This window comes from Nocardia sp. 852002-20019_SCH5090214, from assembly GCF_001665865.1.
GTDB lineage: Bacteria > Actinomycetota > Actinomycetes > Mycobacteriales > Mycobacteriaceae > Nocardia > Nocardia nova.
The window spans coordinates 74463-92827 of record NZ_LZMK01000393.1; the positions used below are offsets into that span (position 1 = coordinate 74463).

Consider the following 18365-nt stretch of genomic DNA (forward strand, 5'->3'; position numbering starts at 1 on the left):
CCGCGGACCACCGGCGTGCCGGTACCGCTGTCGCTCGCCCAGCAGCGGATGTGGGTGCTGAACCGGCTCGCCCCGGATTCGGCCGCCTATCACGTGCCGGTCGCGTTGCGCCTGACCGGGACGCTGGAACTCGACGCCCTCCGGGCCGCGCTCGCGGATCTGGTGCAGCGCCACGACATCCTGCGCACCCGGTATCCGGAAGCCCGCACCACCTCCGGCGAACCGGAACCGGTGCAGGAGGTGCTGCCCGCCACGCCGGTCGGCCTCGAGCCGATGCCGGTGCGGCGCGACGAGATCGACGAGCGCATCGCCGAGATCGTCGCCGTCGGCTTCGACGTCACGGCCGCCCCACCGGTGCGGGTGCGTCTGCTGCGGGTGGCCGACGACGAGCACATCCTCGTCGTGGTGGTCCACCACATCAGTGCCGACGGCTATTCGATGGCCCCGCTGACCCGCGATCTGATCGCGGCCTACACCAGCCGGTTGGCCGGAACCGCGCCCCAGTGGAGTCCGCTGCCGATCCAGTACGCCGACTACAGCGAATGGATGCGGACCGTACTCGGCGCCGAGACCGACCCGGACAGCGTGCTGTCCGAACAGCTCGGCTACTGGCGCGACCGCCTGGCCGGCGCGCCCGAGCAGCTGGCGCTGCCCACCGACCGGCCGCGTCCCGCCCGCCGCGAGATGCGCGGTGCGACGGTCGACTTCGCCTTCGATCAGCCGCTGGTCGCGCAGCTGGCCGGTGTCGCGCGAGCACACGGGACGACCCTGTTCTCCACGATGCACGCCGCCTTCGCGGTGCTGCTGGCGAAGCTGTCCGGACAGTCCGACATCGTCGTCGGCGCGCCGGTGGCCGGGCGCGGGGAACGTGAACTCGACGATCTGGTCGGCATGTTCGTCAACACGGTGGCGTTGCGCACCGAGATCGACGCCCGAACGAGTTTCGCCGAGCTGCTGCGGAGTGTGCGGGAAGCCGACCTGGCGGCGCTCGGCCGCACCGAGTTGCCGTTCGAACGGGTGGTGGAGGCGCTGGGCCGCACCCGCACCAGCGCTTACACGCCGATCTTCCAGGTGCTGTTCACCTTCCAGAACCTGCCGGCCACGGCGGTCACACTGCCCGGTCTGCGGGTCGAGACGCTCGAACCGGCGCTGCCGGAGGCGAAATTCGATCTGCAGCTCACCGCGCTGGAGGAATTCGGCGCCGACGGTGAACTGCAGCGGCTGCGGATGCAATTCTGCTATCCCACCGACATCTTCGACGAGCGCACGGTGCGATTGTTCGCCGAACGACTACAGCTGATCGTGCGGGCGGTGGCGGCGGATCCGTCGATCACCGTGCGCGCGATCGACATTCGCACCGCCGAGGAGCGCAACCGCCGCACCGGCCGCGCGGCAACCACCCGGCTGCCCGATGATCTGGTCGATCTCATCGCCGCCGCGGCCGGAACGGCGCCCGATTCGCTGGCCGTCGAATTCGGCGGGCGCGGAATCGGATTCGCGGAACTGCACCACAAACTGGTCACCGTCGGCCGGGCCATGGGCGCGAACGCAACTCCCGACGCGCTGGTCAACGTCGCGCTGGCCGGCCTGCTGCCCGGCGTTCTCGCCGCCGGCGCCGGCGGACTCACCACCATGCTCGAGGCCCTGCATCTGCGCGCACAGGGCGTGATCACCACGGAAGGAACCCACTGATGACGCATGCAGAGTCGGTTACACCCGTCCGGTCCACCGAGCACCCCGCGCTGCGCGGCGCCTACGGCATCGCGGATCTGCCGTACCTGATCGAGGTCGTCGCCGACCTGGAACCGCAGCGCGTCGCGGTGCGGCACGCGGACGTCGCGATCACCTATGCCGAGCTGGGCGCGGAGCTGACCACGCTGGCCGCGGCGATGGGTGATGCGCTGACCCCCGATGCGCTCGTGCAGGTGGTGATCTCGGGCCGGCTGCCGGCACTGCTGGAATCGGGGGAGGGCGCACTGGCCGCCGCCGTCTCCGATCTGCTCGACGACGCGCTCACCGCGGCCGCGGATGTGCTCGATCCCGGCCTGGCTCCCGCCGACACGCTCGCCACGCTGTTCGCCGAGCAGGTGCGTCGCACGCCCGGTCTGGTCGCGGTGGAATTCGACGGCAGCACCCTCACCTACGCCGAACTCGACGCCCGGGCGAACGCGCTGGCCTGGCAGCTGGTCCGGCTGGGAGTGGGCCCGGATGCGCGGGTGGGCGTGTCCATGCACCGGTCGCTGGAACTGGTGATCGGTATGTACGCCATCCACAAGGCCGGTGGCGCCTACGTGCCGATCGACCCGGAACATCCCGCCGATCGAATCGCGTACGTGCTGGAGATCGCCGCGCCCGTCGTGGTCCTCACCCATGCCGGCAGTCCCTCGTTCGACGGTGTGCCCGTGCTGCGGGTGGACGAATTCGACTGGGAGACAGAGGCTTCGATCTCGGTGCTGGAGTCCGGTGAGGTGGTGCCGGCACGCCCGGACAACACCGCCTACGTCATCTTCACCTCGGGTTCGACCGGCCGGCCCAAGGGGGTCGCGGTCTCGCACCGCGCCATCGTGGCGAATCTGCGCTGGCGGCAGCGGTGCTACCGCATGCACGCCGCGGATGTGGTGCTGCAGAAGACCCCGTTCACCTTCGACGTGTCGGTGTGGGAGTTCTTCTGGCCCCTGCAGGTCGGTGCCCGGCTGGTGATCGCCGCGCCGGACGGCCATCGCGATCCGGCGTATCTGATCCGGACCATCGCCGGCAAGCACATCACCATCGCGCATTTCGTGCCGTCCATGCTGGCGGTGTTCGCCGCCGCGGTCGCGGATGCCGAGGCGATGAGCGATATCGACTCCCTGCGTGCGGTTTTCGCCTCCGGTGAGGCGCTGCCCGCCGCGACCGGCGCCGCCTTCCGTGACGTGAGCGGGGCGAGCCTGCACAATCTGTACGGGCCTACCGAGGCCGCGGTCGACGTGACCGCCCACGAGGTGACCGCGGCCGATACGGTCTCGGTCCCGATCGGCGCCGCGGCCGACGACACCGATCTGCACGTCCTCGACGACAATCTGCAACCCGTCCCCGACGGTGTGGTGGGCGAGCTGTACTTGTCCGGTGTGCAGCTGGCCCGCGGCTACCTCGGCCGCGCGGGGCTGACCGCCGAGAGGTTCGTCGCCAACCCGCACGGCGCGCCCGGTGACCGCATGTACCGCACCGGCGACCTGGTGCGCTGGAACAGCGGTATCGACGGCGGCCCGCGCGAATTGGAATACTTGGGCCGCAGCGACTTCCAGGTGAAGCTGCGCGGTCTGCGGATCGAACTGGGTGAGGTCGAGGCGGCGCTGCTGGCGCACGAATCGGTGGCACAGGCCGCGGTGGTGCTGTACCGGCACAGCACGGGCGACCACCTGATCGGCTACGCCGTGGCGGCCGGCGGATGCGAACTCGATTCCGGCGTGATTCTCGGCGACGCCGCGCGGCGACTGCCGGAATACATGGTGCCGTCCTTGCTCGTCGCCATGGACCGCATGCCGGTCAACGCCAACGGCAAACTGGATCGCAAGGCGCTGCCGGAACCCGAATTCGGCGACACCGCAGGCGAATTCCGCGAACCGGCGACCCCGGGCGAGCGGGCGGTGGCGGAGATCTTCGCCGAACTGCTCGGCATCGACGCAGTGGGCGCCGACGACGACTTCTTCGCCCGCGGCGGCAATTCGCTGCTGGCCACCCGCGCGATCGCGCGCATCTCGGCCGCTCTCGACATCGCGGTCGACGTGCGGGACTTCTTCGACCGTCCCACCCCGGCCGGGCTCGCCGCCCTGGCCACCACCGCGCGCATGCGGCCGCCGCTGGTCGCCGGCCCGCGCCCGGATACCGTCCCGCTCTCGGCGGCGCAGCGCCGGATGTGGTTCCTCAACCGCCTGGCCAACAGTGACGCCACCGGCAACGCCGCGGCCGCGGTGGACAACATTCCGGTCGCGCTGCGCCTGCGGGGCCGGCTCGACACCGCGGCATTGCGTGCGGCCGTCGCCGACGTGACCGCGCGTCACGAGGTGCTGCGCACGGTGTATCCCCAGACCGCCGCGGGGGCCGTGCAGGTCGTGCGGCCCGTCGCCGAGCCGCAGCTGGCGCCGGTCGAGGTCGCCGAGGCCGATCTGGTCGCGGCGGTGCGAGAGGTGGCCGCCACCGGCTTCGACGTCGCCGCCGAGATTCCGGTGCGGGTGCGGTTGCTGCGTACGGGCGCCGACGATCACACCCTGGCGCTGGTGGTCCACCACATCGCCGCCGACGGCGTGTCGATGGGACCGCTGCTGCGCGACCTGATCCAGGCCTACACCGCGCGCAGCCGCGGCACCGCCCCGCAATGGTCGCCGCTGCCGCTGCAGTACGCCGACTACACGCTGTGGCAGCAGCGAGTACTCGGCGACGACACCGATCCGGACTCCGAGGCGGCCCGCCAGCTCACGTTCTGGCAGCACGAATTGGCCGAGCTCCCGGCGCAATTGGATCTGCCCGCCGATCGGCCGCGCCCGGCCGCGGCCTCGTATCGGGGCGCGACCGTCGAATTCGCCATCGACGCCGGTCTGCGCGCCGCCATCGACGAACTGGCCGAACAACTGCGGGCCACGCCGTTCATGGTGCTGCACGCGGCCCTGTCGCTGCTGCTCGCCCGGTTGTCCGGGACGAGCGATATCGCGATCGGCACCCCCGTCGCGGGCCGGGGCGAGCGCGCACTCGACGATCTGGTCGGCATGTTCGTCAACACGCTCGTCCTTCGGACCCGGGTGGCGGGCGACGCCGATTTCGCCGAACTGGTCCGCCGCACCCGCGCCGTCGATCTCGATGCCTTCGCTCATGCCGAGATTCCGTTCGAACGCCTGGTGGAGGTGTTGAATCCGGCGCGGTCGCAGGCGCGGCATCCGCTGTTTCAGGTCGGCCTGTTCATGCAGAACATCGGGGTCGGCACGCCGGAACTGCCGGGCCTCGAGACCGAGCTCGTGGATTTCGATCCCGGCTTCGCGAAATTCGACCTCCAGCTCACCGTTTCCACACCGCCCGAGGGCGGATACCGCGCCGAATTCACCTATGCCACCGATCTTTTCGATGCGCCGACGGTCGAGGAATTCGCCGCCAAATTCCTGCGCCTGCTCGGCGGCGCCACGGCCGACCCGCACCTGCCGGTCGGCGATCTGGAACTGCTCGACGCCGGCGAACTCGACTATGTGACCTCCAGCTGGAATGCCAGCGGCCACAAGGTGGCCGACCACTTCCTGCACGAGGGGTTCGACCGGCAGTCGCGCCGCACGCCGAACAATCGCGCGCTCGTCTTCGAGGACGCCGAACTGACCTACGGCGAGATGTCGGACCGGGTGAACCGCCTCGCCCGCAAGCTGATCGAATCCGGCGTCGGTCCGGAGACGCTGGTCGTGCTGGCCATGCCGAGGTCGATCGAACTGGTGCTCGGCATGTACGCGGTGCTGCACGCGGGCGGCGCCTACGTTCCGGTGGACCCGTCCCATCCGATCGAACGCATCGGCCACATCCTCGCCACCGCGCGGCCGCATACGGTGCTGACCACGCGGGCCGCCGGCTTCGAACTGCCGCCGACGGCCTCCGATACGGCGGTGGTTCACCTCGACGAACTGGACCTCTCCGAGTACTCCGCCGCCAAGATCGGCGATCGGGAGCGCCGCGGCACGCTGCATCCGGACCACCCGGCCTATGTGCTGTTCACCTCCGGCTCGACCGGGCGGCCCAAGGGAGTCGCGGTCAGCCATCGCGCCATCGCCAACCAGCTCGAATGGATGCACGCCGAGTACGGGGTGCGGGCCGGCGACATCTACCTGCAGAAGACCGCGACCACCTTCGACGTGTCGCTGTGGGGCTATTTCCTTCCGCTGCGGGCCGGCGCCGCCCTGATCCTGGCCACCCCCGACGGCCACCGCGACGCCCGCTATCTCGCCGAAACCATTGCCGCGCAGCGGGTTACGCTGACCGACTTCGTGCCGTCGATGCTCACCGTCTTCCTCAACCATGCCGAGGCGCGGGAGCTGGCCACCCTGCGGGCCGCCTTCGTCGTCGGTGAGGCGCTGCCCGCCGAAACCGCGGCGCTGTTCGCCGAGAAGTGCGACGGCGCCCTGCACAATCTGTACGGCCCGACCGAGGCGGCGGTGTCGATCACCTGCCACGAGGTCACCCCGGACGACGTGCGCAGCGTGCCGATCGGCGAGCCGGAATGGAATTCGCAGGTCTTCGTGCTGGACGCCCGGCTGCATCCGGTGCCGATCGGTGTGCCGGGCGAGTTGTACCTGGCCGGCACCCAGCTCGCGCGCGGCTACTGCGGACGCGCCGATCTGACCGCGGACCGGTTCGTCGCCAATCCCTTCGCTGTGTCCAAAAGGGGCGCTCCCGGGGGCCCTGCGGGGTCACGCTCCGCTACCGCCTCCGGGCCCGCCGGTCGTGCCCCGGGCGGCGAACGGATGTATCGCACCGGTGATCTGGTGCGCTGGACCCCCGAGGGCGAGCTCGACTATTTGGGCCGCATCGACTTCCAGGTGAAGTTCCGCGGCCAGCGCATCGAACTGCCGGAGATCGAAACCGCCCTGCTGGCCGCACCGGGTGTCGGCCAGGCCGCGGTGCGCCTGATCACCGGCGAGAGCGGCGACTACCTCGCCGGATACGTGATCCGCACGCCGGGTGCCGAACTCGATGTGCAGGCCGTGCGGGACGGTCTCGGCGCGGTGCTGCCCGCCTACATGATTCCCACCGCCGTCGTCGAACTGACCGAATTCCCGCTCAACAGCAGCGGCAAATTGGACCGCGCGGCGTTACCGCTACCGGTGCTGGCGGCCGCCGAATTCCACGCCCCGCGCACCCCCCTCGAGGAGCGGGTGGCCGCGGTGTTCGCCGACGTGCTCGGGCTGGAGCGGGTCGGCCGCGACGACGACTTCTTCGCCCTCGGCGGTAGTTCGCTCGACGCCACCCAGGTCAGTGCCCGCGTCGGCCGGATCGTGGATGCCCGGGTACCGGTGCGCACCCTGTTCGAGGCCTCGACCGTCGCCGCGTTCGCGGCCGCCGTCGGCGGTGACGTGGCCGAGCGGGCCCGGCCCGCGCTGGTGAAACAGCAACGGCCGCAGCGCATTCCGCTTTCGCCGGCGCAGCAGCGGATGTGGTTCCTCAACCGGTTCGATCCCGAGTCCGGTGTCCACAACATTCCGGTCGCGGTCCGGCTGACCGGCGCCCTGGATGTCGCGGCGCTGGCCGCCGCCGTCGCGGATGTGCTGGAACGCCACGAGACCCTGCGCACGCGCTATCCCGAACACGAGGACGGCCCCGCCCAGGAGGTGCTGCCCGCCGCCGATGTGCGCGTGGACCTGACACCGGTCGATGTGCCGGCGGCGGAGATCGCGGGCCGCATCGCCGCGCTCACCGCGCGGGGATTCGACGTCACCGCCGAACCGCCACTGCGCATCGCGTTGCTGCGCAGCCGCGCCGACGACGGCAGCGACATCAGCGCCGCCGGCCCGGACGGCGCGGAGCCCGAGCACATCCTCGTCTTCGTGGCCCACCACATCGCGGCCGACGGCTGGTCGATCGCCCCGCTGACCCGCGACCTCATGACCACCTACGGCCACCGCGTGGCCGGGACCGCACCGCAGTGGGAACCGCTGCCCGTGCAGTACGCGGATTTCAGCATCTGGCAGCACGCGGTGCTGGGTTCGGAATCGGATCCCGACAGTGTCCTGGCCGCCCAGGCGGCCTACTGGCGGGCGACGCTCGCCGGGCTGGCCGACGAGCTGAATCTGCCCACCGACCGGCCGCGCCCGATGCGCCCCTCCTACGCCGGTGGCCGGGTGCGATTCGATATCGGCGGCGACATCCGCGACGGCCTGCGCGAACTCGCCCAGCGGCGGCAGGCCACCACCTTCATGGCCGTGCACACCGCGCTGGCGATCTTCCTGGCCCGCATGGCCGGTACCGACGACGTGGCGATCGGGTCGCCGATCGCCGGGCGCGGCGAGCGCGAACTCGACGATCTGATCGGCATGTTCGTCAACACCGTCGTGTTGCGGACCCCGGTGCCCGGCGGCGCGAGCTTCACCGAACTGCTCGACCGCACCCGCGAGGCCGACCTGCGTGCCTTCGCACACGCCGACCTGCCGTTCGAGCGACTGGTGGAACTGCTCGATCCGGAACGGTCCACCGCGCGGCATCCGTTGTTCCAGGTGGCGCTGGCCTTCGAGAATCTGCCCACCGGTGAGCTGGAGCTGCCGGGGCTGCGGGTCGGCACGGTCGAGCCGGACGCCGGAACCGCGAAATTCGATCTGGCCCTGAACATCCGGGAGACGGCCGACGGGATGGCCGCGGAATTCGCCTATGCCCGCGACCTTTTCGACCACGCCACGATCGAGGGCTTCGCGAGCCGCTTCCTCGGTCTGCTGCGGCAGCTGGTCGCCGATCCGGAGGCCGCGGTCGGTGATACGTCGCTGCTCAGTGCCGACGAATACGTCCGGTTGACCCGGGTGCGGCCCGACGAGGTGATGGCGACCGCGCTGCTGCCGGAACTGCTCACCGCCGGGCTGAGTCTGGGGCGCGACCGGATCGCGGTGCGTTACGAGGGCCGTTCGATCACCTACGGCGACCTCGACGACTACTCCTCCCGGCTGGCCCGCCGGTTGATCGCAGCGGGCGTCGGCCCGGAACAGCTGGTGGCCGTGGCGCTTCCGCGGTCCTTCGAGATGGTCGCCGCGGCCGTGGCGGTGGTCAAGGCCGGCGGCGCACACGTGCCGGTCGACCCCACCTATCCCGCGGAGCGGGTGCGCTACATGGTCACCGACTCGGCGGCGCGGGTCGGCATCACGGTCGCCGCGTACGCCGACGCACTGCCCGAGGGCGTGCGCTGGCTGGTCCTCGACGCACCGGCGACGGAGGCCGAGCTCGCCGCCCTGCCCGCCGGGCCGATCGGCGACGCCGAACGGATCGCCACGCTGCGGATGTCCCATCCGGCGTATGTGATCTACACGTCGGGCTCGACGGGTATGCCCAAGGGCGTCACCGTGACGCACGCCGGCCTGGGCGGGCTGGCCCAGTACGCGATCGAGCGGTACGGGTTGCGGCCCGAACATCGCATGCTGCACATCTGCTCGCCGAGCTTCGACCCCTCGGTCCTGGAATGGATCTGCGCCTTCGCCACCGGCGCGACGCTGGTGATCGTGCCGGCGCGCGTCATCGGCGGCCCCGAGCTGGGCGCGTTGCTGCGCACGGAGGTGGTGACGCACGCGATCATCACGCCCGCCGTGCTGGGCACCCTGGATGCCGCGGAACAGCCGCAGCTGCAGGTACTTTCGGTCGGCGGCGATGTCACCACCGACGAACTGCTGGCGACCTGGGAGCCCGGCCGCCGCTATTTCAACGGCTACGGTCCGACCGAAACCACCATCATCTCCTCCTACGCGCGCCTGACCGCCGGTCGGCCGGTCACCATCGGAACTCCGGTGCACGGCATGTCGGCGCTCGTGCTGGACCGGCGGCTGCGGCCCGTGGCGCCCGGAGTGGCCGGTGAGTTGTACCTGGCGGGTGGTGGCCTGGCGCGGGGATACCGCAACCGATCGGGAGGCACCGCCGAGCGGTTCGTGCCCAACCCCTGGGGTGCGCCGGGCAGCCGGATGTATCGCACCGGCGACGTCGTGCGCTGGCGGGCGCCCGCGCCGACCGTGCGGCAGGCACAGCCGGAATGGGAGCTGGAGTACGTCGGGCGCTCGGATTTCCAGGTGAAGATCCGCGGCTTCCGGGTCGAACTCGGCGAGATCGACGCGGTGCTCGGCGCCCACCCCGACGTCGATTACGCGACCACCCTGGGCCGCGACCACGACACCCGCGGCACCATGCTGGTGTCCTACGTCCTGCCGAAGCCGGGACGCGCGATCGACCCCGCCGGCCTCACCGATTTCGCGGCCCGCCGGTTGCCCTCGCATATGGTGCCGGCCGCACTGGTCGTCCTGGACAAGATTCCGCTGACCCCGGTGGGCAAGGTGGACCGCAAGGCGCTGCCCGAACCGGTGCTGGCGCCGGCGCGGTTCCGGGCGCCGGTCGGCGCCGCCGAGGTGCTGGTCGCGAACACCTTCGCCGCCCTGCTCGGCGTCGAACAGGTGGGTGCGGACGACGACTTCTTCGCCCTGGGCGGCAACTCGCTCGTCGCCACGCAGCTCGCCGCACGCCTGAACAAGGCGACCGGGGACACGGTGCCGGTGCGCGCGGTCTTCGACGCGCCGACCGTACGGGCGCTGGCGGCACGGATCACACTGTCGGACAACGGTTCCCGTGACACCGGGCCGAGTGCCGTGGTCCCGCGCCCGGAGATCGTGCCGCTGTCGATCGCTCAGCAGCGCATGTGGATGCTCAACCGCCTGGACACCGGCGGCGGCAGCTACAACATCGCGTTCGCGCTGCGGCTGACCGGCAATCTGCACATCGCCGCCCTGCGCGCCGCGATCGCCGATGTGATCGAGCGGCACGAAACCCTGCGTACCCGCTACCCCGAGCGGGACGGGGCGGCGACCCAATGCGTTCTACCCGCCGCCGTCCCGGATCTCGCGGTCACCGATATCGATGCCACCGAGGTCGCCGCCATGGCGGAAACCCTGGCGCACAGTCGTTTCGACGTGGCGGACGAGGTGCCCGTGCGGATCCGGCTGTTGCGGGTGCGCCGCGCCCCCGACGCCGATCGCGCCGCGCAGACCCACGTGCTGCTGTTCGTCGTCCACCACATCGCGGCCGACGGCTGGTCCTTCGCCCCGCTGACCAGAGACCTCGCCGTCGCCTACCAGGCCCGCACCGCGGGCGCTGCGCCGCAGTGGTCGCCGCTGCCGATCCAGTACGCCGATTACGCGCTGTGGCAGCAGCGCACGTTCGGGTCGATCGCCGATCCGGACTCGGAATCGGCTCGGCAGCTGGAATTCTGGCGTACGCAACTGTCCGGGGCGCCGGAGCTGTCGGCGCTGCCGACCGACCGTCCGCGCCCCGCGATCGCCTCCCAGCGGGGCGGTGCCCGCACCGCGCGGCTGAGTCCCGCCCTGCACCAGCGCATTCACGATCTCGCGGCCGCGCATCGGGTGACACCGTTCATGGTGCTGCACGCCGCGCTGTCGGTGCTGCTGTCCCGATTCGGAGGCAGCGACGACATCGTGATCGGCGCCCCGGTCGCCGGGCGCGGTGATCAGGCGCTCGACGATCTGGTCGGCATGTTCGTCAACACCCTGGTGCTGCGGACGCCGGTGCACGGCGGGGACAGTCTCGCCGAACATCTCGACCACGTGCGGGCCGTCGACCTCGCGGCGTTCGACCATGCCGCGGTGCCGTTCGAACAGCTCGTCGACGTCCTGAATCCGGCTCGCTCCCGGGCACATTCGCCGCTGTACCAGGTGTCGTTGACGCTGCAGAACCAGACCCGCGCGCAGTTGCGGCTCGACGGGCTGGAGATCGCCGCGGTCGAACCCGCGGCGGCGCCGATCCAGGTCGACCAGCACTGGACCGCGAACGAGACCTACGCGCCGGACGGTACGGCCGCGGGTATCGACCTGCACGTGCACTATGCCGCCGACCTGTTCGATCCGGAGACCGTCGCGGCGCTGCTGGACGGGTTCGAGCGGATCGTGGCGGCGATGGCGGCCGACGGGACCACCCGGGTCGCCGACGTCGAGCTGATGTCGCCGGCCGAACGCGAGCGGCTGATCGGCGGGCACAATGCCACCGCCTACCCGGTCGGCCCCCGTACCCTGCCCGAACTTCTCGCCGCCCGGCCGCAGCGCCCGGCCGCGCAGGCGGTGACCTTCGAGGGCACCAGTCTGTCCTATCGCGAATTCGACCGGCGGGTGCACCGGCTCGCGCGCTATCTGATCGCCCGCGGCGTGGGACCGGATACCGCTGTGGCCGTGCGCATTCCGCGCTCGCTGGAGTTGGTCGTCGCCATCCACGCGATCGTCACCGCCGGGGCGGCCTACGTACCGCTGGACCCCGACCACCCCGCCGATCGGGTGCGCCACGTCCTCGACACCGCGCGACCCGCGTGTGTGCTGACCACCACCGACGCACCCGAATTACCGGCCGGTGTGGACGCGGTGCGGCTGGACCGGCTGGATTTGTCCGGCTGTGCCGACGACGCGGTGACCGATGCCGACCGGGTGTCGCCACTGCGGCCGGAGCATGTGGCGTATGTGATTTTCACGTCGGGGTCGACGGGTCGTCCCAAGGGTGTGGCGGTGAGTCACGGGGCGATCGTGAATCGTCTGGTGTGGATGCAGTCGGAGTATCGCCTCGGTGCGGATGATGCGGTGTTGCAGAAGACTCCGGCGACCTTCGATGTGTCGGTGTGGGAGTTCTTCTGGCCGTTGCAGGTGGGTGCGCGGCTGGTGGTGGCGCGCCCCGACGGGCACCGCGATCCGGCGTATCTCGCGCGGTCGATGGACGAGGAGGCCGTGACCACGGCGCACTTCGTCCCCTCGATGCTGGCCGTATTCGTCAGCTCGGTGGCGGCGGCCCCGGCGTCGTTGCGTCGCGTGTTCACCTCGGGTGAGGCGTTGCCCGCGGATACGGCCGCGCGCTGGCGTGAGCTCGGTGGTGCGCCGCTGCACAATTTGTACGGTCCGACCGAGGCCGCGGTCGATGTCACCTTCCACGAGGTGACCGAGGCGGACGCGGTGACCGTGCCGATCGGCCGTCCGGTGGCCAATACCCGTGTCTACGTGCTGGATTCGACGCTGCGTCCCGTCCCCGTCGGTGTCACCGGCGAGCTGTACCTTGCGGGCGATCAGCTTGCGCGCGGGTACGTCGGCCGGCCCGACCTGACCTCCGATCGCTTCGTCGCCGACCCGTTCGACGCCGGAGCACGGATGTACCGCACCGGCGATCTGGTCCGATGGAACCGCAACGGTGAACTGGAATACTTGGGCCGCAACGACTTCCAGGTGAAGTTGCGCGGACTGCGCATCGAACTCGGCGAGATCGAGGCCGCGCTGACCGGCCGGGTCGGCGTCGCCCAGGCGGCGGTGGTGGTGACGGGAGCGGGCGAGCGGGCCCGGCTGCACGCCTACGTGGTGCCGGCGGCGGGTGCCTCCGTCGATTCCGCTGCCGTCCTGGCCGCCGCGGGCCGCGCCCTGCCGGCGTACATGGTCCCGGCCGGGGTCACGGTGCTGGCGCAACTACCGGTGAACAGCTCCGGAAAGCTCGACCGCGCCGCACTGCCGGCCGTGGACCCGGGGGAGAAGTCCGTCTACCGCGCCCCGGCCGAAGGGGCCGAGGCCGTGGTCGCCGCCGTGATGGCCGAACTGCTGGGCCTCGACCCGGCCGGTGCCGATCGCTTCGGTGCCGACGACGACTTCTTCGCCGCGGGCGGTAACTCCCTGCTCGCCATGCGGGTGGTCGCCCGGGTCAACGAGGCGCTGGGCTGCGATCTCAACGTCGCCGAGATCTTCGGCGCACCCACCGCCGCTCTGCTCGCCCGCCTCGTCGACGACGCACCGGGCGCGACCGTCCCGCCGCTGATCGCCGGGCCGCGTCCCGACCGAATTCCGTTGTCGCTCGCCCAAACTCGCATCTGGCTGCTGAACCGCATCGAGCCGGATTCGGCGATGTACAACATCCCGTTCGCCCTGCGCCTGCGCGGCGATCTGGACGAATTCGCCCTCTCCGAGGCGGTCACCGATGTCCTGGCTCGGCACGAGTCGCTGCGCACGGTCTTCCCCGAGGATGCCGAAGGCCCGCGCCAGGACATTCGCGCCGTCGAGGACTGCGCCGCCACGGCCCTCACGCTACATACCGTGAATGCCGGCGACGTGGATGCCGAACTCGCCGCCGCGGCGGCGCGCGGCTTCGATCTGCGGCACGACATTCCGTTGCGGATCAGCGCTTTCCGGGTAGCGCCCGACGAACACATCCTGCTGGTGGTCGTGCACCACATCGCGGCCGACGGCGTGTCCACCGCGCCGCTGGCTCGCGATCTGGTGACCGCTTACGCCGCCCGCAGGGCCGCGGCGGTACCCGACTGGCAGCCGCTGCCGGTGCAGTACGCCGATTTCGCGCTGTGGCAGCACGCGGTCCTGGGTCGCGCCGACGACCCCGAATCCCGCCTGGCCCGCCACCTAGAATTCTGGCGCGCCGAGCTGGCCGACCTGCCCGCGGTCGTCGACCTGCCGGGCGACCGGCCGCGGCCGGCGGTGGCGTCGGGCGCGGGCGCGGCGATCGAATTCCGCATTCCGGCCGAGCTGACCGCCGCCGTCGAGACCCTGGCCCGGCGCGCGGGCGTGTCCACCTTCATGGTGCTGCACGCCGCCTACGCCACCCTGCTCGCCAAGCTGTCCGGTACCGGGGACCTGGCCGTCGGCACACCGATCGCGGGCCGATCGGCGCAGGCGCTGGACGACCTGGTCGGCATGTTCGTCAACACGCTGGTCCTGCGCACCCGGATCGGCGCGCACGAACGGTTCGGTGAGCTGCTCGCCCAGGTTCGCGACGCCGACGTGCGGGCCTTCGCCCACGCCGACCTGCCGTTCGACCGGCTGGTCGAGGAGGTGAATCCCGAACGCTCCCAGGCCTATGCGCCGATCGTGCAGGTGCTGCTGTCGTTCGAGCAGCGCTCCGGCACCGACCTGCGGCTACCCGGGCTGGAGGTGACCGATTACCCGCTCGCCAATCCCGTGGCGCAATTCGATCTCGCGCTGTCGCTGGCCGAGGTCGACGGCGCGCAGGGCCGCGAACTCCAGGCGGTGCTGCGGTATGCCACCGATCTGTTCGACGCGTCGACGGTGACCGCACTCGGTCGCCGGCTGCTGCGGGTGCTCACCGCGGTGACGGCGGACCCCGACGTCCGCATCCGCGACATCGACCTGCTGGAACTGTCCGAACGGTTGCAGGTCCTCGACATCTGGAATGCGACCGCTGCCGAAATCGACCGCACCGCAACACTTCCCGTGCTGTTCGATGTGCAGGCCGCGCGCACGCCCAAGGCGCCCGCGCTCACCTACGCGGAGACGACGCTGACCTACGCCGAATTCGGCGCCCGCGTGAACCGGCTCGCCCGCCACCTGATCGCGCAGGGCGTGGGCCCCGGATCGCTGGTGGCGCTGCATATGCGCCGATCGCTGGAACTCGTGGTCGGCATGTACGCGACCGTCGCCGCGGGGGCCGGCTATGTGCCGCTGGACCCCGACCATCCCGCCGAACGCATCCGGTACGTCCTCGACACCGCGCGTCCGGCCTGTGTACTCGCGACCACGGATGCGCCGGTACGCGCGGAGTCGGCGCCGCCGGTGCTCGACCTCGATCGGCTGGACGTGTCCGGCTACGCCGACGGTCCGCTGACCGATGTGGATCGGCTGGGCAAGCTGCGGCCGGAGCATGTGGCGTATGTGATTTTCACGTCGGGGTCGACGGGTCGTCCCAAGGGTGTGGCGGTGAGTCACGGGGCGATCGTGAATCGTCTGGTGTGGATGCAGTCGGAGTATCGCCTCGGTGCGGATGATGCGGTGTTGCAGAAGACTCCGGCGACCTTCGATGTGTCGGTGTGGGAGTTCTTCTGGCCGTTGCAGGTGGGTGCGCGGCTGGTGGTGGCGCGCCCCGACGGGCACCGCGATCCGGCGTATCTCGCGCGGTCGATGGACGAGGAGGCCGTGACCACGGCGCACTTCGTCCCCTCGATGCTGGCCGTATTCGTCAGCTCGGTGGCGGCGGCCCCGGCGTCGTTGCGTCGCGTGTTCACCTCGGGTGAGGCGTTGCCCGCGGATACGGCCGCGCGCTGGCGTGAGCTCGGTGGTGCGCCGCTGCACAATTTGTACGGTCCGACCGAGGCCGCGGTCGATGTCACCTTCCACGAGGTGACCGATGCCGACACCGTGACCGTGCCGATCGGCCGTCCGGTGGCCAATACCCGTGTCTACGTGCTGGATTCGGCTCTGCGTCCCGTCCCCGCCGGTGTGGCGGGCGAGTTGTACCTCGCCGGAGCACAATTGGCCGAGGGGTATGTCGCCCGGCCCGACCTGACCGCGGACCGCTTCGTGGCCGATCCGTTCCGCGCCGGTGAACGCATGTATCGCACCGGCGATATCGCACGCTGGCAGGCCACGGGCGAACTGGAATACGTGGGCCGCGCCGATTTCCAGGTGAAGGTGCGCGGCCTGCGCATCGAACTCGGTGAGATCGAGGCCGCCCTGCGCGAATCCGAGGGCGTCGCCCAAGCCGTGGCCGTGGTGCGCGACGACCGCGACACCGGCGATCGGATCGTCGCCTACGTGGTCGCCGCGTCCGGCCGTGACCTGGATGCCGAGCGGGTGCGCGCCGACTGTGCCCGGCGGCTGCCCGAATACATGGTCCCCGCGGTGCTCATGACCATGGACGCCCTGCCCCTCAACGCGTCGGGCAAACTGGACCGGAAAGCCCTGCCGGAGCCGGCTTTCCGGGCACGCGCCTACCGCGCTCCCGGCACGCGGGCCGAACTCGCCGTCGCCGCCGTCTACGCGGAGCTGCTGGGTCTGGACCGGGTCGGACTGGACGACGACTTCTTCGCCCTCGGCGGCAATTCGCTGACCGCCACCCGTGTGGCCGCCCGGCTGGGCGCCGAACTCGACGCCGAACTACCGGTACGCCTGATCTTCGATGCGCCGGCCGCCGGCGCCTTGGCCGCCCGCGCCGCGGAATTCGCGGGCCGCGGCGCCGCCGTGCCGCTGATCGCGCGCCCGCGCCCGGACCTGGTGCCGCTCTCGCCGGCGCAGCAGCGGATGTGGTTCCTCAACCGGTTCGACCCCGGGCAGAGCGTGCACAACATCCCCGTCGCGCTGCGCCTCACCGGTGCGCTGGATACGGCGGCGCTGGAATCCGCACTCGCCGATATCGTCGCGCGCCACGAGACGCTGCGCACGGTGTACCCGGATATCGGCGGCATCGGCTACCAGCAGATTCGGCCCGCCGACCACGTACCGGTGTTGTCGCGGCTGCACGGCGACGACATCGCCGCGGTCGTCGGCGCATTCGTCGCCGAACCCTTCGATGTGACCACCGAGGTTCCGCTGCGCGTGGCCCTGTTGCCGGTTCGATCGGAAAGCGCTGCGCCCGAACATATTCTGGTTCTCGTCGTTCACCACATCGCCGCGGACGGCTTCTCGATGGGACCGCTCGCGCGCGATATCGCCACGGCCTACGCGGCCCGCAGTGCCGGGACCGCGCCGCAGTGGCACGAGCTGGCGATCCAGTACGCCGACTACGCGCTGTGGCAGCGCGAAGTACTCGGCGCGGAATCCGATCCCGAGTCCTCGGCCGCGCGCCAACTGGAGTTCTGGCGCGACCGGTTGCGCGGACTTCCGGCCCGGCTGGACCTGCCCACCGACCGGCCACGCCCGGCGGTGGCCGATCACGCGGCGGCCACGATCACCGTCGACTTCGACGCGCGGCTGCGCGCCGGCCTGGACGACCTGGCCGGACGCTACGAGAGCACGCCCTTCATGGTGGTGCACGCCGCGCTCGCGGTACTGCTCGCCCGGATGTCGGGTACGGCCGACATCGCCATCGGCGCACCGGTCGCCGGACGTGGTGCGGCGGTGCTCGACGATCTGGTCGGCATGTTCGTCAACACCCTCGTGCTGCGCTCCGATATTCAGGCGGCGCAGCCGTTCTCGGCCGTGCTGCGGCAGGTGCGCGAGAGTGATCTCGCCGCCTTCGCCCACGCCGACATCCCCTTCGAGCGGCTGGTGGAGGTGCTCGACCCGCCTCGATCGCAAGCCCACCACCCGCTGTTCCAGGTGGCCTTGTTCTTCCAGAACCTGAATCCGGTGACGGTCGAACTGGGTGAGCTGACCGTCGGCGAGGTGCGCCTCGACACCGCGGTGAATCCGTTCGACCTGCAGGTCACCGTCACCGATCGCGAGATCGGGTTCACCTATGCGACAGCACTTTTCGACGCGGCGACGGTCGAGGGGCTGGCCGCGCGGTTCCTGCGGGTGCTCGAGTCGGTCATCGACGAGCCGCAGCGCGTCGTCGGCGATATCGACCTGTTCGCCGCCGGTGAGCGCGAGCGCGTCCTCACCGAGTGGAACGATTCGGCGCATATCGGTTTCGGCGCGGAACTGCTGCTCGACGAATTCGAAGCCCAGGCCGCGACCGCGCCGCAACTGCCCGCGGTGCGCTACATCCCGGACGACGGGTCGGCGCCGACCGTCCTCACCTACGGCGAGCTGGACAGCCGCAGCAACCGGCTCGCCCGCCACCTCATCGCCGCCGGGGCGGGCCCGGAATCGCTCGTCGCCCTGTCGATTCGGCGTTCGCCGGCGTTGGTGGTGGCGATGTACGCCGTGCTCAAGGCCGGCGGGGCCTACGTTCCCATCGATCCCGAC

2 protein-coding genes (both cut by a window edge) are annotated in these 18365 nt (G+C 70.9%); both read left to right on the plus strand.

The genetic code is table 11. The annotated features are described in order from the left end of the window. Positions 1-1692, plus strand: partial view of a non-ribosomal peptide synthetase gene (locus A5780_RS32520; RefSeq protein ID WP_064910973.1) — the final stretch only. 15966 nt of this gene lie to the left of the window's left edge; 1692 of the gene's 17658 nt are visible here — the last part of the coding sequence; its start codon lies off the left edge, out of view; it ends in the stop codon at positions 1690-1692. Beyond that, positions 1692-18365: the 5' portion of a non-ribosomal peptide synthetase gene (locus A5780_RS32525; protein ID WP_064910975.1), read on the plus strand. 15072 nt of this gene lie beyond the right edge of the window; 16674 of the gene's 31746 nt are visible here — the first part of the coding sequence; its start codon is at positions 1692-1694; its stop codon lies off the right edge, out of view. Before A5780_RS32520 ends, A5780_RS32525 begins: the two co-directional genes overlap by 1 nt.